The following is a 20,047-nucleotide window of genomic DNA, read 5'->3' on the forward strand; positions in this document are numbered from 1 at the left end:
GACGATACGCGCAAAAAAAGGTATATTACTAAAGATAAGGCTCCTTATAATGAGCCGACAGAAAGGTAAGGAATTTTATGGACACAACGACACTATTGTATATCGGGCTTGCCGTTATTGTTGTCGGTGTGCTGGTCTATCAGGTTGTCACCAGCAACAGCCGCCGCAACAAGCGTTTTTTAAGCTCGATCATCAACTCATGGGGAAATCTGCCAAAGAGAGAGTATGATTACGGTGAGCTTGAGCACATTGCCAAATATTTTCAGGCAACAAAAAAGGAAGAGTTTACGATTGATGATATCACATGGAACGACTTAGATATGGACTCTGTGTTCTGTATGATGAATCAGTGCCGCAGCAGCAGCGGAGACGACTATCTTTACAAGCTGCTGCGTACACCGCTGACAAGCAAGAAGGAGCTTGAGGAGAGAAACCGCATCATAAGCTTCTTTCAGCGAAACGAAAAGACAAGAATAGCTTACCAGATGGAGCTTTCCAAGGTAGGTCATTCAAAGAAGTTTGCGTTGATTGATTATGTCAACAACATCACAAAGCTTCTTCCTGACAGCAACCTTGACAACTACATGCATCTGTTTTTGTATGTTGTAGTAATATTTGCGATTATCGCACAGCCGGCAAGCGGTATTCTTGTTGCAATAGGTGTGCTGATCTACAATATCTACACCTACTACAAAAAGAAAACAGAGATTGAACCATATTATGTGTCTGTTGGTGCCATTGTACATTTAGTGTCCTGTGCACAGGGACTGTTAAAGCTGAATGTGCCAGAGCTTAAAGATTACACAGAGAACTTAAAGCAGGCTGTAAATGTCCTTTCATCAGTAAAGGGAAATGCAAAGTTTCTTGGTTCCACTGACAAGTTCAGCGGAAATATGGGCTCTATGATGATGGACTATTTAAACATGTTCTTTAGAATTGACTTGATCATGTTTAATCGTCTGTTGGCAAAGGTTCAGAAGCACAAAAAAGAGATGCTTATTTTAATGGACGAGATTGGCCGTCTCGATGCCTATATCTCTATTGCCTCATTCCGCGAGCTTATGCCATTTTACTGCGAGAGCGAATTAGAGGAGTCAAAAGAGGGCTTTGTTGAGGCAAAGGATATGTATCACCCTCTGCTTTCAGAGCCAGTTGCAAATAGTATTTACGAGCATCATCCAGTGCTTCTTACAGGTTCAAATGCATCTGGTAAGTCAACCTTCTTAAAGACTGTTGCAATCAACGCACTTTTATCACAGACATGTGGTATGGCTCTTGCAAAGGAGTATCGTTCATGCTTCTTTAGAATTTACTCATCAATGGCATTAAAGGACAATATTCAGGGCAGCGAGAGCTACTTCATTGTCGAGATCAAGTCCTTAAAGCGTATTCTTGATGCTGTAAATCAGGACAAGACACCAGTTCTTTGCTTTGTAGATGAGGTTCTTCGCGGAACTAATACAGTAGAGCGTATCGCGGCATCAAGCCGTATCTTACAGAGCTTTGCCGACAGCGGTGTTATGTGCTTTGCAGCAACACATGATATTGAGCTTACTCATATGTTAGAGCATCTGTACAGCAATTATCATTTCAAAGAAGATGTCAAGGATAACGATGTCATCTTCAATTACCGTCTGTACGAGGGACGTGCCGTATCAAGAAATGCAATCAAGCTTTTAGGTGTTCTTGGCTACGACGAGAATGTCATCACAAAGGCAGACGAAACAGCAAAGCGCTTCTTAGATACAGGAGTGTGGAGTTTAGAATAAAAACGTCTTGCAGTATTTTTCTATTTATACTATAATAAATGCGATAAAATTGCCTGTGGTCTGCAAAAACGGCCGCAGGTGCAGATTAGTTTGGAGGAAACGATTGTGGAAAAGTATGGAGTAAATGAATTACGCCGGATGTTCCTTGATTTTATGGAGAGCAAAGGACATCTGAAGATGAAGAGTTTTTCACTGGTGCCGCACAACGACAACAGCCTTTTAATTATTAACTCCGGTATGGCACCGTTAAAGCCATATTTTACCGGACAGGAAATCCCGCCGAGACGCAGAGTGACCACCTGTCAGAAGTGTATCAGAACAGGTGATATCGAAAACATTGGAAAGACTGCACGTCACGGTACTTTCTTTGAGATGCTTGGAAACTTCTCTTTTGGCGATTACTTCAAGAAGGAAGCTATTGCATGGAGCTGGGAGTTTTTAACTCAGGTTGTTGGTCTTGATCCAGACCGTCTGTATCCGTCCGTATATGAGGATGATGATGAGGCATTTGAGCTCTGGAATAAGCAGCAGGGCATTCCGGCTGAGAGAATCTTCCGTTTTGGAAAGGAAGACAACTTCTGGGAGCACGGTTCAGGTCCTTGCGGTCCATGTTCTGAGATCTACTACGACAGAGGCGAGAAGTATGGCTGCGGTAAGCCGGGCTGTACTGTAGGCTGTGACTGTGACCGTTACATGGAAGTATGGAACAACGTATTCTCACAGTTTAATAACGATGGACATGGTCATTACACAGATCTGATTCAGAAAAACATTGATACAGGTATGGGTCTTGAGAGACTGGCAGTTGCTGTTCAGGACGTAGATTCTATTTTTGATGTAGATACACTTCGCGCACTGACCGACCATGTTGGTGAGGTTGCACATGCTGTTTATCATGAGGATGAAAAGAAGGATGTTTCCATTCGTATCATCACCGATCACATCCGTTCCGTAACATTTATGATCTCCGATGGTATCATGCCGTCTAACGAGGGCAGAGGCTACGTTCTTCGCCGTCTGCTTCGTCGTGCTGCACGTCATGGAAGAATCCTTGGAATTGATGGCCTGTTCTTAAGCGAGTTAGCTAAGGTCGTAATCGCAACATCTAAGGATGGTTATCCGGAGTTAGAAGAAAAGAAAGAGATGATCTTAAAGGTAATCTCTGAGGAAGAAAATAAATTCAACAAGACAATTGATCAGGGTCTGACAATCTTAGAGGATCTTGAGGCAGCAATGAAGGAAGAAGGAAAGACTACACTTGACGGTGCTGATGCATTCAAGCTGTATGATACCTACGGCTTCCCGCTTGATCTTACAAAGGAGATCCTTGAGGAGAAGGGCTTTGATGTAGATGAAGAAGGCTTCAAGGAGAACATGGAAGCACAGAGACAGGCTGCAAGAAAGGCTCGTAAGACAACAAACTACATGGGCGCAGATGTAACTGTATACCAGTCCATCGATCCGTCTGTTACAAGTAAGTTCATTGGATATGACAAGCTTGTAAGCGACTCAAAGATCCTTGTTTTAACAACAGAGGATGAGATCGTAGAGGCACTTACAGATGGTCAGAACGGAACAATCATTACCGAGGAGACACCATTCTATGGCACCATGGGTGGTCAGCAGGGTGATATCGGTGTTATCGAGACAGAGAGCGGAAGCTTCACTGTAAAGGATACAATTCACCTTCAGGGCGGCAAGATCGGCCATGTAGGAACCATGACAAAGGGTATGCTTACACAGGGCGAAACTGTTACATTAAAGGTAGATGAGAAGAACCGTCAGCTGACAAGCAAGAACCACAGCGCAACACATGTTCTTCAGAAGGCACTGCGTATGGTACTTGGAAGCCATGTTGAGCAGGCAGGTTCCTATGTATCAAAGGATCGTCTGCGTTTTGACTTCACTCATTTCCAGGCAATGACAAAGGAAGAGCTTGCAAAGGTAGAGGAGATCGTAAATGATCAGATCGCAGCAGCACTTCCAGTTGTTACAAAGGAAACAACAATCGATGAGGCAAAGAAGATGGGCGCAATGGCACTGTTTGGTGAGAAGTATGGTTCTACAGTACGTGTCGTTTGCATGGGAGACTTTTCATTAGAGCTTTGCGGTGGTACACATGTATCAAATACCGCAGCAATAAATTGCTTCAAGATCATTTCTGAGTCTGGTATTGCAGCAGGTGTTCGCCGTATTGAGGCACTTACATCTGAGGGCCTTATTCATTACTACGAGAAGCTTTCAGCTGATCTTGCAGAGGCAAGCGCAGCAGCAAAGACTACTCCGGACAAGCTGACAGAGCGTATCGAGACTATGCAGGGCGAGATCAAGGCACTTCAGTCTGAGAATGAGAAATTAAAAAACCAGATGGCAAAAGATGCTGTCGGCAACGTAATGGATCAGGTAGTAGAGATTAATGGTGTTAAGCTTCTGGCTGTAGCACTTAAGGATACTGGAATGAATGAGCTTCGCAACTTAGGCGATCAGTTCAAGGAGAAGCTTGGAAACGGTGTTGTAGTAATCGCATCTGCAGCAGACGGCAAGGTAAACCTTATGGCAACTGCAACAGACGAGGCTATAAAGGCCGGCGCACATGCAGGAAATCTTATCAAGGGAATTGCTGCACTTGTAGGCGGTGGCGGCGGCGGCCGTCCAAATATGGCTCAGGCCGGCGGAAAGAATCCAGACGGAATCCAGGCTGCACTTAAAAAAGCAGCAGAGGTTCTTAAGGATCAGTTAAACAAATAATGCTGTAAAAAAATAAGGGGGCTGCTATTTGGCAGTCCCCTTTTATAAAGGAGAGATTATGACAGAAGGAGAAGAGAGAAGAGAATATATTATTCAGCTTTTGACGCAGACAAAAAAGCCGATTTCAGGAACAGAGCTTGCCAAACAGATGAAGGTAAGCCGTCAGGTGATCGTGCAGGACATTGCACTGCTTCGCGCATCAAACCGAAATATTCTCTCGACGAATAAGGGATATCTATACGACAGGGCAGACGAGAAAAAAGTAGTACGCCGTACCTTTTTTGTATGCCATACGGATGAGCAGATGGCAGAAGAACTATTTGCCATTGTAGACAATGGCGGACGCTTAAGGGACGTTGTAGTCGAGCATGAGATCTACGGACAGATAACAGTAGATTTGATTCTTGAAAACAGATGTGACGTTCAGGATTTTCTTGACAAAATCTCAAAAAGCACGGCACGCCCGTTAAGCATCCTCACAAACGGAAAGCATTATCATACTGTAGAAGCAGACCGTGAGGAAATTTTTGACCGTATCGAGCAAAAACTGCGGCTTCTAGGTTACTTACAGGAAACAATTTAAAAAAGACACTTGATTTCTTTGTCAGAATGTGATACACTTGCACCTGTTTGACAAGTCAACTGACAAGACAGTGGACAAGACATTTGTTTACACTTCACTGTTTCGTCAGTCAGATAAAATACACCCGTGGAAAACGGGAGGGGAAAGGCAAGGTTGTTTGCATGGAGAAAACAAAGAAAATATTAAACCGCATTTTTATTGATGGACTGAGCGGAATGGCACTGGGCTTATTTTCCACTCTGATTATCGGAACTATCATTGCACAGATCGGAACACTGATTGGTGGACCGGTTGGCAGCTATTTAAAGGCTATCAGCAATGTAGCAAAGACACTTACAGGTGCCGGCATCGGTGTTGGCGTAGCCTGTAAATTCAAAGAGGGACCGCTTGTAACTGTATCAGCTGCTGTTGCTGGTATGATCGGAGCATTCCCGGCTGCACCAGAGGCAATCACACTTGGCGCACCTGGCGAGCCGCTTGGCGCATTCGTAGCTGCTTACGTAGCAATTGAGGTTGGCCATCTTGTTGCAGGAAAGACAAAGGTTGATATTCTTGTAACACCGCTTATTTCTATCTGCGCAGGTGCTGCGATTGGTTTATTTGTAGGACCGTACATCACTGACTTTATGAAGTGGCTTGGCGGACTTGTTAATGTAAACGTAGAGCAGTCTCCAATATTTGGTGGAATCGTCGTTTCTGTCTTAATGGGTATGATTTTAACACTTCCGATTAGCTCCGCTGCAATTGGAATTTCCATGGGTCTTACCGGACTTGCAGCAGGTGCAGCAACTATCGGATGCTGCTGTCAGATGGTTGGATTTGCAGTTGCCAGCTACCGCGAGAACAAGGTAGGAGGTCTGATTGCACAGGGTGTTGGAACTTCTATGCTTCAGATTCCAAATATCGTGCGCCGTCCAATCATATGGATTCCGGCTATTGTATCAAGTGCCATTTTAGGACCAGTTGCATCTGCTGTACTTCATATGGTAAGTACACCAGTTGGTTCAGGCATGGGATCAGCCGGTTTTGTCGGACAGATTGCAGCATTCGGTGCAATGACCGAGGCAGGCATGTCAACATGGATGGCACTTCTTCAGATTGCCATTATGCACTTCATCCTTCCGGCGCTTCTGACACTTGGCGTATCCGAGTTCATGCGCAAAAAAGGCTGGATCAGAGAAGGCGATATGGCATTAAAAGTTTGATAAAAAAAGAAAAAATCTGATTGACAAAAGAAAAAAATCTGTTATAATAAAACATGTGCTAAAAATACCCAAACAGTTGTATTTGCACAATACACAACTGGAGGGAGGTTGAGTGAGAGTCTATGTCTAATGTAATCGTTAAAGAGAACGAGAGCCTGGACAGTGCATTACGCAGATTCAAGAGAAACTGCGCTAAGGCAGGTATCCAGCAGGAAATCCGTAAGAGAGAGCATTATGAGAAGCCAAGCGTAAGACGTAAGAAGAAGTCTGAAGCGGCTAGAAAGCGTAAGTACAACTAATTGTCACTGATAGTTGTCGATGACAATGATGTTTACGTGTATGGTAAGTAAGAGGGGTTGCCGTCAGGTGATCCCTCTTTTGCATTACCAAAATTTCCAGGGGTTAATAGTTAAATATAGTGGAAAGAGATGGAATCGATTTATGAAGGAAAAATCAATTGTCCTGAATATGATGCAGGGCGAACCGGGAGATATCCTTGAAAAAGGACGTTACTACGCGGTAAAAAAGCAGTCAGATGGACTAATTCACGCTGATTACTGCAATTCCTCACAGGAGGATGCAGCATTAAAGCTGACATTGACAGCATTAGATCCACATGCAGAGTTTATAATTCATGTGCAAAGACAAGAGCCATATAAGCTGCGCGCAAATGCAGCAGGTATTTTTGAGAGTCGTTTTCTAGTTCCGGCAGGACGACGCATTGATATTGACGAAGAGAATAAGGAGACAAAATAAGATGGAACTGATAAAGCTGAATTTAGAGATCCCATATGAAAAGGCAGGCGCAGAAAAGCCAGAATCAGCAGCACAGCTTGTATGTTATTTGCAGCAGCCTCAGAACATGCCAGTACCGCGTCCGGCAGTTGTTATCTGTCCAGGCGGCGGTTATCGTTATACCTCATCAAGAGAGTCAGAGTCCATAGCAATGCAGTACTTAGCAGCCGGAATGCAGGCATTTGTTTTATATTATAATTGTGCACCGGCAGTATTCCCATGTGCACTGTTAGAGTTAGCAAAATCAGTAAGCATAGTAAGAAGTCATGCCACAGAGTGGAATATAGATCCAGAAAAGATTTTAGTCGCAGGCTTCTCAGCAGGAGGCCACCTGGCAGCCAGCTTAGGATGCTTCTGGAATCAAAGCTTTGTCTACGAACCACTAGGTCTTTTGGCAGAAGACATTCGCCCAAATGGAAATATCCTTTGCTATCCAGTCATCACATCAGGCGAGTTCGCCCACAGAGGCTCCTTCAACGAGCTGTGCAGAGGACTTGATCAGGAAAAATATCTTAAGCTCACCTCACTGGAAAAACAGGCAGGCACACAAAATCCGCCAACCTTCATCTGGCACACAAACGAAGACCAGGCAGTACCAGTAGAAAACTCCTTCCTCTACACAGCAGCCCTTAGAAAAGCAAAAGTACCAGTAGAATTTCATATGTATGCGCACGGCTGGCATGGCCTCTCCCTCGCAAACGAAGAAACAAAATGTGACAAAGACGGCGAGCTTCCAAAAGTACAGTCCTGGATGGGTCTGTCAATCACGTGGATAAAAGATCTGGGAAGAGAGTATTGATGCATCCCTCTTTGTGATTTTTTTGACGATTTCCAAGTAATGGTATTGAAGTTTTGCTCTGATTATAGTAGAATACACTTTAGTGCAGTGAATATATCAACAAATGGAGGTTATTATGTATCAGATCACAAAGGCAAAAAAGCTGGCAGATAAGATCTATCTGATGGATGTTGTGGCACCGAGAGTGGCAGCAAACTGCCTTCCGGGACAGTTCATTATTGCAAAGGTAGACAAGGAAGGTGAGCGTATTCCGCTTACAATCTGCGATTATGACAGAGAAAATGGAACTATCACCATCGTGTTCCAGATCGTAGGTGCATCAACCGAGAAAATGTCAAAGCTTGTCGCAGGAGACAGCTTTACAGATTTTGTAGGACCGCTTGGTGTGGCATCTGAGTTCACAAAGGAAGATCCAGAAGCTTTAAAGAACAAGAAGTTCTTATTCGTTGCCGGTGGTGTTGGTGCAGCACCTGTTTACCCACAGGTAAAGTGGCTGCATGAGCATGGCATTCAGGCAGATGTAATTGTCGGTGCAAAGACACAGTCCTTAATCCTTCTTGAAGAAGAGATGAAAGCTGTTGGAAACGTTTATATCACAACAGATGACGGCAGCTATGAGCGTAAGGGAATGGTTACTCAGGTAATCCAGGAACTGCACGATCAGGGTAAGCAGTATGATGTATGTGTTGCAATCGGACCGATGATCATGATGAAATTCGTATGCAAGCTGACAAAGGAGCTTGGTATTCCAACAATCGTCAGCTTAAACCCGATCATGGTAGACGGAACAGGTATGTGCGGCGGATGTCGTGTATCTGTAGGCGGAGAAATCAAGTTTGCCTGCGTAGATGGACCAGAGTTTGATGGTCATCTGGTAAACTGGGACGAGGCAATGATGCGTCAGCAGACCTATAAGACAGCAGAAGGCAGAGCAATGTTAAAGGAGCTTGAGGGCGAGACCCATCACGGCGGCTGCGGACACTGCGAAGGCTGATAAAACAAGATATAGAAAAGTAAAAATACGCAAAATACGCAGAAATGAGGTTGAATATGAGCGTTTTAAACAGAGTTCCAGTCAGAGAGCAGGATCCAAAGGTAAGAGCTACTAATTTTGACGAAGTCTGTCTTGGATATAACATGGAAGAGGCAATGGAAGAGGCATCACGCTGCATTAATTGTAAGAATGCAAAGTGTATTCAGGGATGTCCAGTATCTATCAATATTCCAGCATTTGTAAAAGCGGTAAAGGAAGGAAAGATCACAGAAGCTGCTGATATCATTGCAGAATCATCTGCACTTCCGGCAATCTGTGGACGTGTATGTCCGCAGGAGACACAGTGCGAAGGCAAGTGTATTCGTGGTATCAAGGGTGATCCTATTTCCATCGGAAAGCTGGAGCGTTTCGTTGCTGATTACTCCAGAGAGCATGGCTATGTTCCGAAGAAGCCAGAGACTACAAACGGCAAGAAGGTTGCCATCATCGGTTCCGGCCCGGCAGGTCTTACATGTGCAGGTGATTTAGCAAAGCTTGGCTACGAAGTTACTATCTTCGAGGCACTTCATGAGCCAGGCGGTGTATTAACATATGGTATTCCGGAGTTTCGTCTTCCGAAGGATGAGGTTGTACAGAAAGAGATCGATAATGTCCGCAAGCTTGGCGTTAAGATCGAGTGCAACGTTGTTATCGGAAAGTCTGTTACCATTGACCAGCTGATGGAGGAGGAAGGCTTTGAGGCTGTATTTATCGGTTCTGGAGCAGGTCTTCCAAAGTTTATGGGTATTCCAGGTGAGAACGCAGTTGGTGTATTCTCTGCAAATGAGTTCTTAACAAGAAACAACTTAATGAAGGCATTCCGCGATGACTATGATACCCCGATCTTTAGAGGAACAAAGGTAGCAGTTGTCGGCGGTGGAAACGTTGCAATGGACGCAGCAAGAACAGCACTTCGTCTTGGTGCAACCACATATATCGTATATCGCCGTAGTGAGGCAGAGCTTCCTGCAAGAGTAGAGGAAGTACATCATGCAAAAGAAGAGGGAATCATTTTCCATCTTCTGACAAACCCGACTGAGATCCTTGAGGACGAGAAGGGTTGGGTAAAGGGCATGAAGTGTGTTCGTATGGAATTAGGTGAGCCAGATGCATCTGGAAGACGTCGTCCTGTTGTAATCCCGGATTCAGAGTTCACACTTGACGTAGATACCGTTATCATGGCACTTGGTACTTCACCGAACCCACTGATCTCCTCCACAACTGAGGGACTTGAGATAAATAAGTGGAAGTGTATCGTAGCAGAAGAAACAAACGGCCAGACTTCCAAGAATGGTGTATTCGCAGGTGGAGATGCCGTAACAGGTGCAGCTACCGTAATCCTTGCAATGGAAGCTGGAAAAGCTGGTGCAAAGGGTATTCACGAGTATCTTTCTAATAAGTAATAACAACTATTTAATATAAGAGAGGCAGGCATGAAATATGTCTGTCTCTTTTTTAATCTGACGAATTTCTTACGATTTTTGACGGCAGCATAAGAATCAGGAAAAAGGGTTGTGCAGAACAAAAAAAGATGATAAGCTGAAAAAAAGAAAATCAGGGAAAGGAGCAGACTTTGTGAAGAAAAAAAGAAAGAAAAAAATGGCGGCAGGCATGAAATTTCTGTTTGCACTTTTATTCACAGCATCAATTGGTTTGATTGCAGCAGGTGTGTATCTGATGTTCTTTAAAAATCGTGATGCCTACGAGCGCCAGGCAGAGGAACGCGATCTTGCCGATACGTATATAGATGATCTGATTTTAAAGCTTACAGATCCAGAAGCATACGAAAAAAAGGTTCAGGAAGAAGCAAAGGAAAAGGCAGAGCGCATGGCAAGGCGTAAGCAGCAGGAAAATGCAAAAGGCTGGGACGATATAGAAAAAAGCAGTGAAAGTGCCGGAGAGGCTGAATCAGCACCAACATACGATTTTTCAGACCTTGACTATGAGGATGCCAATTATTATATGAGAGACGGCATTGTCTATACGCCAGATTATGCAAAAGGCACGATCCAGTGTGTGCTTGAAGTTCCGACAGCAGGCATAAGAAGAGGTGTCTACACAGGAACATGGGAAGAGATAAACTACGACCTGGATATCTGGATGGTAACAGCAGCACGACCAGATTATACACTAGGCGAGACTCATATGTGCATCTATGGTCATAACCATACGGCACAAGATCTGTCATTTAACCGCCTAAAGGATGTAGAAGTTGGCGATGCCTTTTATCTAACGGCAGAATCAGGACGCTATACATACCGTGTAACAAACGTATTTGCCGTATCAAGAGACGAAGCCACAAGAAACTACGTAGACAACTTTAGTATAGGAAGCGATAAATGCTATATCATTACATGCGGCCGAGACGACGGCGTAAAAAATTATCGTTACCTTGATCTTATCGTAGAAGGTACATTAGAAGAACAGATGCCGCTGCTAGAATATGCAAAAATAAGACAGCAATCAGGAGCAAACAAATAAAAAACAGTCCGGTCAAAAGCCGGGCTGTTTATTTATAGGCGATCATAAAGATCAGGCGGAACATATTCTTTTAGGTCAGCCGTAGTCAATTGCCACTGCTTCCAGTCATCAATAGGGCGCTTCATCTTTTTCCTAGAAGAAGACTCAGATAAATATTTCTCAGAAAGATCAGATAAGGTCTGACCATTGATAAGTGAAAAGCTTATCTTTTCACGCTTTTGAAAATCCTGAGCAAATGTCCGTGCCTCCTCAGAAAAATCACTAGTCGTTACAAAAATAAGATAATCAAGGCGAATCGGATAAGCCATGCAGGCACCTACAAGCTTTTGAAGCAGCGGACGTCCAACCTTAGAGTCAGGTGCATAGCACTTACATTCAACAATGCCATTTAGACCATTATCATCGCTTACAATAACATCATAGCCGCCGTCATTAGTGCGAGGCGTTGTATGTGCCCGTTTGCCCATTGCGCGAAAAAGAGCGGCACAATATTCCTCAAATGCAAACGGATCCTCCTGAAAGCGTCTGTGAAGCTCGCGGGAAGAGCCGCTTCTGTAAGTGTCATCACTCTTACGCAGCAGCCTTTTCTTTTCAATCTCAATAGCACAAGGCAAAATCTCATAGCCCTCCTCACGCAAATGACGAACAAGACGAACCATCTGCATAGGGTTTTTCATGAAAATCTTATAAGAGTCAATCATAAGACAGCTGTTTTTCCAATTGATTTTATTGCCCTTACGCCTCTGATCACGTGTCTTATCCTGATTGGCATAGCGCCAGGACGGAAAGCGAAGAACATAAGAATTTCGCGTAAGCGGCAGACGAAAACGACGCTTAATAATAGTATGCTTCGGCAGACGGCTAATACCATAACGGCGTGCAAAATGACCAGGAAGCCATAGATGATAAAGACGCTTTAAAATCAAAAAAAGAAAAAACGCAAGCAAAAATATACCAGTCCAGCGTAAGATATGGTGCAGATCGGCCGGCGAGATACCAGTCGTTTTTTGTATAAAAGTAGTGAAAGCTTGAAGGGCATTTGAGAAAAAAGCAGGAATGCTTAGTACAAAGCCCTCAAGGGTGGTAATAAGGGTCATAGGAGAATCCTTTCTCATTAGTTTGGGGTAGTAATGAATAGTGTAACATTTAGGGGAGGAAAAAGCAAGGTGGAAAAACTTGAAGATCCACCATAAACATGATAAAATTGTTGGTAAAAAAAGACGAAAACTCGGGGAAAGGCAGATAAAAAGATGAATATAGATGTGAATGAGTTAGAAGTAATGGAAGATATCGCTTCGCTTGCCGTAGTCACAGGCGAGAAAAAAGAAAAATATTTGTTCTGGCAGCTGGAAATTAGCATGGCACATGCAAAACGAATAGACTTAATAGTATCTTTTTTGATGGAATCAGGTGTAAAAATGCTTCTTCCCCAATTAAAGCAGGCACAAAAAAGAGGTGTTCCAATCCGCATTCTGACAGGAAATTATCTTGGAATCACGCAGCCCTCAGCCTTATATTTGCTAAGAAGCGAGCTTGGTGATCAGATAGATCTTCGCTTTTATGCAGACAGTCACCGTTCATTTCACCCAAAGGCATATTTCTTTCACGCAGATAAAGAAAGCCGCGTGTTTATTGGTTCGTCAAATATTTCAAGAAGTGCGTTAACAAGCGGCATAGAGTGGAACTATTGTCTTAGCAGTGTAGTTGATAAACAGGCATTTGATCAGTTTTATGCAAGCTTCGAGGATTTGTTTTATAATAAATCTGTTGAGATTACGGACACTGTGCTAAAAAAATATGCAAAAAGCTGGGTGCGTCCTGCTGTGGCTAAGGATCTTGCTAGATATGAAAAGCAGGGTGAAGAAGAAAAACAGAGTGGATTAAAACAGGAGTATCAGCCTAGAGGTGTGCAGATAGAAGCACTGTACGAATTGGAGAAAAGCAGAAAGGAAGGCGCTGAAAAAGGAATTGTTCATGCAGCGACAGGTATTGGAAAAACATACCTTGCCGCCTTTGATTCCCTGCCATATAAGCGTGTTTTATTTGTTGCGCATCGAGAGGAAATTTTACGACAGGCAGCAGAGGCATTTCATAATGTAAGGCCAGATGATTCATATGGCTTTTTTACAGGAGATAAAAAGGATGCGGATGTTGATTTATTGTTTGCATCAGTTGCTTCACTTGGAAAAGAAGAAGTATTAAAGGAAAAATTTTCAACGGATTCATTTGAATATATCGTAATGGATGAATGTCACCACAGCACGGCAGATCAGTATCAAAAGATTTTAGATTTCTTTCATCCAGCCTATCTGCTTGGATTGACAGCAACACCAGAGCGGATGGACGGCAGAAGTGTGTATGAGCTGTATGATTTTGAAGTGCCTTATGAAATAACGCTTAAAGAAGCAGTGAACAGAGGTGTGCTAGTTCCATTTCATTATTATGGAATTATGGATGACACAGTTGATTATAGTGCATTACATTTTGTAAGAGGTCATTATGAGGAAAGTGAGCTAACAGCCGCTTATCTGGAAAATACGAAAAGAGATCAGCTGATTTTGGGGTACTTTCGTAAATATCATCCCAAGCATGCATTAGGTTTTTGTTGTTCAAGACAGCATGCATTGTATATGGCAAGATTTTTCTCAGAAAGCGGTGTTGCTGCGGGGGCAGTGTATAGCCGTGAAGATAATACAGAAAATGAGGGTGATGAAAAAACATATTGGCTTGACAGAATAGAAGCCGTCAAGAAGTTGGAAAGCGGAGAGATTCAAGCTCTGTTTTGTGTAGACATGTTTAACGAAGGTGTTGATATTCCAGTAGTAGATCTTGTAATGTTTTTGCGTCCTACAGAGTCACCAATCATCTTTTTGCAGCAATTAGGGCGTGGCTTAAGAAAAGCGCCGGGAAAAGAGTATCTGACTGTACTTGATTTTGCAGGAAATTATAGACAGGCAAATTTGGCACTATATTTATTAAGCGGAGAAACAGCCAATTTTCATGCGTCAACAGCTGATGTGGCATTGACACTTCCATATCCTCAGGATTGCATTGTGGATTTTGATTTGAAGTTGATTGATCTGTTTAGAAAGATGGAGGAAGGAAAGCGAAAAGGTCATGATGCAGTTGTTCATGAATATTACCGTGTGAAGGAACTGCTGCAGCATGTGCCAACGAGAGTAGAATTATTTACACATATGGATGAAGCTGTTTATCAGTATTGTCTGAAAGAGGCAAAGGAAAATCCATTTCGCCATTATGTTATGTTTAGAAGTGCGCTAGGTGATTTGGAGAAAGAAAAGTGCGCATGGATTGGAACAGACGCTGAAGATTTTCTGGAGTTAATAGAGCAGACAAGTATGCAGAAGTCTTACAAGATGCCAGTACTGAGTGCTTTTTGCGAAGCAGATGGTGGTAGTGTGGATAGTTTGAAAATGGCTGTGACGGAAAGTGATGTGTTGCGGTCATGGAAGAAGTTTTATCAGACAGGCAAAAACTGGAAGGATGTAAATAAGTGTAAAACTAAGGCTGATTTTGAAAATATGACAGATAAGGATCATTTACAGAATATCACCAAAAATCCGGTCAATTTCCTAAAGCAATCAGGAAAAGGCTTCTTTGTAGATAAAAAAGGTTATCTAATTGCGCTAAAGGACGAGATGCAGGCTGTGCTGCAGGAAGGCGGCATGAAGTTTGCGGATGAGGTCAAGGATATTGTGCAGTATCGCGTGTTAGAGTACTACTGGAAGCGGTATCGCGACAAGGCATGAGAAGGGAGAAAGCTGAAATTGGAAATGGAAAGCAGAGAGAAAGAGAAAAGGACACTTTCTTATTACGATGAGAATGCCTCTGCATTTTGTGAAGGAACGCGAAATGCAGATATGAGTGAAATGAGAGGACGTTTCCTGCAGTATTTGAAGCCAGGAACTCTGATTTTAGATGCAGGCTGTGGCAGTGGACGCGATAGCAAATTTTTTATGGAAAGTGGATATAGAGTAGTTGCGCTGGATGGCTCCGAAGAAATGTGCAGACAGGCAAGTGCATACTTGGGTCAAGAGGTACAGTGCAGGCGATTTGAAGAGATAGACGAAAAAGAAGTGTATGATGGGATTTGGGCATGTGCATCGCTTTTACATGTGCCGCATGAACTATTGCCGAAGGTAATTGCGAGATTGATAGCTGCGCTAGTAGATGGCGGTGTGCTGTATGCTTCTTTTAAGTATGGAGAAGAAGAGAGAGAGGCAGGAGGTCGGTACTTTACAGATCTGAGGGAAGATGGATGGAAGAAGGTACTGGAAGAGGCAGAGGAAGAGATGAAGGGAAGTAGGTTAGAGACGGTAGAGTGCTTTGTGACAGGAGATGTCAGAGAAGGCAGAGGGGAAGAGAAATGGTTGAATGTGGTGGGGAGGAAAAAGAAAATAGTTGAATGAATAAAATTATAGAGTTACTTATGATTCGGTTAATATAAATCAAAAGTATAATGTAATATTTATCTTATTTACATATGAATATAGACTTGTTTCAAATGTAGTGATAAAATCTAACTAGAAGTTTAATGCAAAACTAGCGTTGTAATATAGATGTTGCATAAATCTATGTTTTTAGATTTTTTATCCAGAGGGAGGAAGTAAAATAAGTGAATGATAATTTTACAATGAAAGAAGCAGTCGAATTAATATTAGGGTTTTGTAAAGATCCACATGGTTATTGGAAATCTGAAATTGAGGAAAGTCCAGAGGCCAAGAAATTTATTGAGGCTGGGTATACATGTTTTTCAGAAGATAATCCTGATTTGTATGTTTTAAACAGTAATGGAGAGGTCGCTTTACATGAGTATATTGAGAAAATATCAAAGGAATTTATTGAGTTTATGCAAAAGCAGATGAACATGAGATGTCCTGTAGATGAGGTAGTAGAATGGTTTAATCAAAAGTATAATTTAGAGGATATGAAATTAAGTGATGAGATAAGTAGATATATCTGTAGCAATTTGCATAATTATGGATATACAATCGCTGATTCCCATTCCTCAAGGAGTGGTAGTAAGTATACTTTACAGAAAATGTAATTTTTGAATAGATAGAACAAAAACTGGTATGGAATGGATTGCTTATGGAATCTATTCTATACCAGTTTTTATAATGAAAGAAGTAGTAAAATAAATTGACTTTATTTGTAGTTATGATATAATTCTTAGTATGAGATAGACGTTTTGAGAATTTAGTAAATAGTTAATATGGTGAGTTGCAAAATTGAAAAAATGGTAATAACATAAATTAGGCAGCAGAAGGGAGAGTGCAGCTAATATGAAAAAGACATGGATTATGGCATTCGGAATTTTGATAATGGGTAGTCATTCTGCATGGGGAGAACAAAGTATTAGTGAAGCAGATTATCTGGATAATGTAAATCAACTGTATAAGTTTGCGTGGGGATTGCAATATCCGGAAGAGGGACCATATGATATATGGCTTATTCGTAATGAGCAAGGAATAACGCAATCTACGTCAAATATTCCACGGACTACTTGGGGATATCAAATCAGAGATTTTGACAAAGACGGACAGATGGAATTGTTAGTTGTTGGGTTAAACGGGGAATGCGATAGCCTTGATCTGCAAATGTATGAAATTCAATATGGGTCTGTTGTGCTATAATCAGAACTTGTCACAGATGGGATAGCAGTTTTTCCAGAAAAAGGAATTTTGCGGTGCTATTCATATTTGACAGAACAAAATCAGAGAATGATTGGCTGTGACCTATGGAGCTACGTGGGATATGTTGCGGATGGTATGAATATATCAACAGAGTTATTTTTATATGATGGTACATCGTTAACAAAAATAAATGAGTATGGTGTAAGTGGATCATCAATTGGAGATGATGTAGATATAGTTGGAAATTACAAGCGTCTAGGCATTAATAATGTGAATGCGATTGATTTGCTTAATGGCACAATGACTGGATGCCAATACATTTTTAACAGTGAAGTATTTGTGGAAGTTCAAAATAAACTGCTGGACTATGATGTGGATGCATATTTGCAGTGGTGGAATTCAAATGGAACGGAAAAATATATAATCGGTGGTACATATATTAAAAGTTATTGTTGGTTACCATCTGATATAGTTAATCGAACATGGGGACAACAGCAGCTTCCACAGTTGATTATGCAGAAGCAACAGATGCAGGAAGAACAGCAGCTTCAAATTAAAAAGATTATTGACGAGGCTGATTATTTATATGTGTCATACGATTATGGACAAGGTGTTAAAGACTTATACTATCTTGTTCCAGATGAAGGAAAAACGATTTATCAGTGTTATGATATAAATGGTAATTTATGTTATAACATAGCATATGGTAGTGCGAAAGATATTGTAGATCAAGCATTGAGCGGAAATGATGGACTTCCGAGTAGCGCAGAAAGATGTATGATTGTTTGGAATTCACCGTATGGGTTATGTGCATATGATCATTATTATCGAGACTATTATCCAATGTATACGGAAAATGAAAATGGAGATATAGTGGAGGTAGCTAAAGATTTAGCCGCATTGGAATATACTTTTGATGAGTCTACCATTAAGAATTTAATGGATAAATTGAATTTAACTGTTCCAGATTCGGAAAAGGAGCAGTAGCAAAGATGAAATGTGAGGATAAAATAACTTATAAGTAAACAATGGAAGTGAGGATAAAACTATGATAGTATCTGAATTAAAAATTTACAATTTTCGCCGATTTCGATCTGTTGAAGGTGCTCCAGGATTAAAAATTACCTTCCATAAAGGATTAAATGCTTTGATTGGAGAGAATGATTCTGGAAAGACAGCAGTGATTGACGCCCTTAAATTAGTTTTATTAACACAGAGTAATGAGTATATTAGACCGGTGGAAGAGGACTTTTATAAACCTGTTGATGGTGATGCTTGTTCTGAGTTTAAGATTGATTGTGAGATTACAGAATTCACTCAAAACGAGGCAAAAAATTTTATCGAATATCTAACCTTTAAAAAAGACGGTGATAAGATTGAATATATGCTTGAACTTCATTATCGAGCATGGAAAGAAGGGCATAAAATATTTCAAGAATTGCGTGTGGGTGATATAAATGATAGTATTTCAATTGATGGAAAAGCAAGAGATTTATTAAAGGCTGTATATCTAAAACCTCTTCGAGATGCAGAGCGTGAAATGAGTTCTGGACGTGGATCAAGAATTTCGCAGATTCTTCTTAATCATCCAATTTTTAAAGATAAGAAGGAACACGAAATTTTAGAAATCTTTCAAGAGGCAAACAATAAGATAGAAACCTACTTTTTGAGTGACGAAGAAGGAAAATATATTCTTCAAACCATTCGAAATAACCTGAAATCTTTTAATGATAATGGACAAGCTAGTGATGCAGAATTAAGAACATCAGACATTCAGCTTAAAGCTATACTTGAATCTTTATCATTAAATGCTCCGGAGCTTAACCCGGGACTGGGAGAATTGAATTTATTATTTATTGCAGCAGAATTGCTGCTTCTTAAAGAAGATTCTGATGGAGGTATGAAATTAGCTTTAATCGAGGAATTAGAAGCGCATCTTCACCCGCAGGCCCAACTTCGGTTAATTAGCTATTTACAGAATGAGTATAATGAGAACGATGTTCAGATTATTATATCAACACACAGTCCAATTCTTGCATCTAAGATTAATCTTAAAAATCTGATTTTAATGAAAGATGGATTTGGATATGATTTGGCCGAAGGCAAAACTGGATTACAAAAGGGGGATTATCTGTTCCTGCAACGTTTTCTTGACTCAACAAAAGCAAATTTGTTCTTTGCTAAGGGAATTATAATGGTGGAAGGTGATGCGGAAAATATCTTAGTTCCAGTAATCGCTGATATTCTTGGCTATCCTTTAGAAAAATATGGAATATCTATAGTAAATGTAGGCAGTACAGCTTTTTTACGGTATAGCGGAATTATGCAAAGAAAAGACGAAAGTAGTATTGGAATTCCAGTTTCTGTAATTACAGATTGTGATGTGAGACCATATGATGTTGATCAGGAAACGAAGGAAAAGAAGCTGGATGAGAAAAAAGATGAATCAATAAAACAGGAAAAAGAAAAAAATAAAAATTATACAGAAGGTTCAGTTCGTGGATTTACATCACCGCGGTGGACATTAGAATATTGTATTGCTATGAGTTGTCTTTCAGAAGATTTTCATAAATCGGTTCATTATGGAAAGAAGATCTTTAACGCAAAAGAATATATATCATTGACAAATGAAAAGATTGTGGAAGCAGATAATGAGGCAGCCAAGGAAATGGAAAAATGGAGTGATATGCCTTTGTGGAAAAGGGCATATGAAATTTATAGCTTGATGCTTGATGAAAATGGTAAAAGTAGCTTAAAAGCTATTGTTGCTCAGTGTCTGGCGTCTGTGTTACGCTGGAAAATATCAGAAATACCGGATGAATTTAAACAAGAAAAGATGTTTGATCTTGACCTGTATGGATTGAAAATCAATAACCAACAGAAGGATAAATTGAAAGCAGAGCTTGAGCAGGATCAATTTTTAGGCTATATAGTAAAGGCTATCAAGTATGCGGCAGGAGAAACTGTGTAAATGGGA

At 41.3% G+C, this 20,047-nt stretch carries 17 protein-coding genes; 16 read left to right on the top strand and 1 reads right to left on the bottom strand.

Going from position 1 to position 20,047, the window contains the following annotated elements:
- The first annotated feature begins 77 nt into the window (after window positions 1-77).
- From LKD48_RS02595 to LKD48_RS02640, 10 genes are all read left to right on the top strand, one after another.
- Window positions 78-1,769 (top strand): MutS-related protein, encoded by a 1,692-nt coding sequence (locus tag LKD48_RS02595; protein WP_118612445.1) that lies wholly within the window; start codon window positions 78-80, stop codon window positions 1,767-1,769.
- Window positions 1,770-1,907: 138 nt separating this feature from the next.
- Entirely contained in the window at window positions 1,908-4,517 is a 2,610-nt protein-coding gene (gene alaS, locus LKD48_RS02600) for an alanine--tRNA ligase (protein ID WP_308731107.1), read from the top strand.
- Between the two features lie 58 nt (window positions 4,518-4,575).
- Entirely contained in the window at window positions 4,576-5,100 is a 525-nt protein-coding gene (locus LKD48_RS02605) for a transcription repressor NadR (RefSeq protein WP_308731088.1), read from the top strand.
- 161 nt (window positions 5,101-5,261) lie between these two features.
- The gene (locus tag LKD48_RS02610; RefSeq protein WP_308731089.1) at window positions 5,262-6,305 is read left to right on the top strand and encodes a PTS sugar transporter subunit IIC; all 1,044 of its coding nucleotides are present in this window, start codon (window positions 5,262-5,264) and stop codon (window positions 6,303-6,305) included.
- 122 nt (window positions 6,306-6,427) lie between these two features.
- Window positions 6,428-6,604, top strand: a complete 177-nt coding sequence (gene rpsU / locus LKD48_RS02615; RefSeq protein ID WP_005603101.1) for a 30S ribosomal protein S21 — start codon at window positions 6,428-6,430, stop codon at window positions 6,602-6,604.
- Window positions 6,605-6,746: 142 nt separating this feature from the next.
- Window positions 6,747-7,061: a hypothetical protein gene (locus LKD48_RS02620; RefSeq protein ID WP_308731090.1), complete on the top strand. Its 315-nt coding sequence runs from the start codon at window positions 6,747-6,749 to the stop codon at window positions 7,059-7,061.
- 1 nt (window position 7,062) lies between these two features.
- Window positions 7,063-7,899, top strand: coding sequence for an alpha/beta hydrolase (locus tag LKD48_RS02625; protein ID WP_308731091.1), 837 nt, complete (start codon window positions 7,063-7,065; stop codon window positions 7,897-7,899).
- 115 nt (window positions 7,900-8,014) lie between these two features.
- Window positions 8,015-8,893 (top strand): sulfide/dihydroorotate dehydrogenase-like FAD/NAD-binding protein, encoded by an 879-nt coding sequence (locus LKD48_RS02630; protein WP_308731092.1) that lies wholly within the window; start codon window positions 8,015-8,017, stop codon window positions 8,891-8,893.
- A 56-nt stretch (window positions 8,894-8,949) separates the two neighbouring features.
- Window positions 8,950-10,335, top strand: coding sequence for an NADPH-dependent glutamate synthase (gene gltA / locus LKD48_RS02635; RefSeq protein WP_082868731.1), 1,386 nt, complete (start codon window positions 8,950-8,952; stop codon window positions 10,333-10,335).
- A gap of 172 nt (window positions 10,336-10,507) precedes the next feature.
- Window positions 10,508-11,413 (top strand): sortase, encoded by a 906-nt coding sequence (locus LKD48_RS02640; protein ID WP_308731093.1) that lies wholly within the window; start codon window positions 10,508-10,510, stop codon window positions 11,411-11,413.
- A 32-nt stretch (window positions 11,414-11,445) separates the two neighbouring features.
- On the opposite strand, the gene LKD48_RS02645 is transcribed toward LKD48_RS02640, so the two are convergent.
- On the bottom strand, window positions 11,446-12,510 hold the full coding sequence (locus tag LKD48_RS02645; RefSeq protein ID WP_308731094.1) for a restriction endonuclease: 1,065 nt from the start codon (window positions 12,508-12,510) through the stop codon (window positions 11,446-11,448).
- Between the two features lie 153 nt (window positions 12,511-12,663).
- On the opposite strand from LKD48_RS02645, the gene LKD48_RS02650 reads away from it, so the two are divergent.
- The 6 genes from LKD48_RS02650 to LKD48_RS02675 all read left to right on the top strand — a co-directional run bounded on the left by LKD48_RS02650 (window position 12,664) and on the right by LKD48_RS02675 (window position 20,041).
- Window positions 12,664-15,183: a DEAD/DEAH box helicase family protein gene (locus tag LKD48_RS02650; protein WP_308731095.1), complete on the top strand. Its 2,520-nt coding sequence runs from the start codon at window positions 12,664-12,666 to the stop codon at window positions 15,181-15,183.
- A 24-nt stretch (window positions 15,184-15,207) separates the two neighbouring features.
- Entirely contained in the window at window positions 15,208-15,843 is a 636-nt protein-coding gene (locus LKD48_RS02655; protein WP_308731108.1) for a class I SAM-dependent methyltransferase, read from the top strand.
- Window positions 15,844-16,049: 206 nt separating this feature from the next.
- Window positions 16,050-16,481: a hypothetical protein gene (locus LKD48_RS02660; protein ID WP_308731096.1), complete on the top strand. Its 432-nt coding sequence runs from the start codon at window positions 16,050-16,052 to the stop codon at window positions 16,479-16,481.
- A 238-nt stretch (window positions 16,482-16,719) separates the two neighbouring features.
- Window positions 16,720-17,070, top strand: coding sequence for a hypothetical protein (locus LKD48_RS02665; protein ID WP_308731097.1), 351 nt, complete (start codon window positions 16,720-16,722; stop codon window positions 17,068-17,070).
- Between the two features lie 135 nt (window positions 17,071-17,205).
- Window positions 17,206-18,057, top strand: coding sequence for a hypothetical protein (locus LKD48_RS02670; protein ID WP_308731098.1), 852 nt, complete (start codon window positions 17,206-17,208; stop codon window positions 18,055-18,057).
- A gap of 61 nt (window positions 18,058-18,118) precedes the next feature.
- The gene (locus tag LKD48_RS02675) at window positions 18,119-20,041 is read left to right on the top strand and encodes an ATP-dependent nuclease (RefSeq protein WP_308731099.1); all 1,923 of its coding nucleotides are present in this window, start codon (window positions 18,119-18,121) and stop codon (window positions 20,039-20,041) included.
- Window positions 20,042-20,047: the final 6 nt, after the last annotated feature.

Origin of the sequence: Anthropogastromicrobium aceti (assembly GCF_020687335.1) — a bacterium.
Lineage (GTDB): Bacteria > Bacillota > Clostridia > Lachnospirales > Lachnospiraceae > Anthropogastromicrobium > Anthropogastromicrobium aceti.

Coding starts and splice junctions, on each gene's coding strand:
- rpsU (WP_005603101.1), top strand. CDS start 6,428: ATGTCTAATGTAATCGTTAAAGAGAACGAGAGCCTGGACAGTGCATTA.
- LKD48_RS02625 (WP_308731091.1), top strand. CDS start 7,063: ATGGAACTGATAAAGCTGAATTTAGAGATCCCATATGAAAAGGCAGGC.
- gltA (WP_082868731.1), top strand. CDS start 8,950: ATGAGCGTTTTAAACAGAGTTCCAGTCAGAGAGCAGGATCCAAAGGTA.
- LKD48_RS02665 (WP_308731097.1), top strand. CDS start 16,720: ATGAAAAAGACATGGATTATGGCATTCGGAATTTTGATAATGGGTAGT.
- LKD48_RS02630 (WP_308731092.1), top strand. CDS start 8,015: ATGTATCAGATCACAAAGGCAAAAAAGCTGGCAGATAAGATCTATCTG.
- LKD48_RS02645 (WP_308731094.1), bottom strand. CDS start 12,510: ATGACCCTTATTACCACCCTTGAGGGCTTTGTACTAAGCATTCCTGCT.
- LKD48_RS02675 (WP_308731099.1), top strand. CDS start 18,119: ATGATAGTATCTGAATTAAAAATTTACAATTTTCGCCGATTTCGATCT.
- LKD48_RS02595 (WP_118612445.1), top strand. CDS start 78: ATGGACACAACGACACTATTGTATATCGGGCTTGCCGTTATTGTTGTC.
- LKD48_RS02610 (WP_308731089.1), top strand. CDS start 5,262: ATGGAGAAAACAAAGAAAATATTAAACCGCATTTTTATTGATGGACTG.
- LKD48_RS02605 (WP_308731088.1), top strand. CDS start 4,576: ATGACAGAAGGAGAAGAGAGAAGAGAATATATTATTCAGCTTTTGACG.
- LKD48_RS02650 (WP_308731095.1), top strand. CDS start 12,664: ATGAATATAGATGTGAATGAGTTAGAAGTAATGGAAGATATCGCTTCG.
- alaS (WP_308731107.1), top strand. CDS start 1,908: ATGTTCCTTGATTTTATGGAGAGCAAAGGACATCTGAAGATGAAGAGT.
- LKD48_RS02670 (WP_308731098.1), top strand. CDS start 17,206: ATGAATATATCAACAGAGTTATTTTTATATGATGGTACATCGTTAACA.
- LKD48_RS02620 (WP_308731090.1), top strand. CDS start 6,747: ATGAAGGAAAAATCAATTGTCCTGAATATGATGCAGGGCGAACCGGGA.
- LKD48_RS02655 (WP_308731108.1), top strand. CDS start 15,208: ATGGAAAGCAGAGAGAAAGAGAAAAGGACACTTTCTTATTACGATGAG.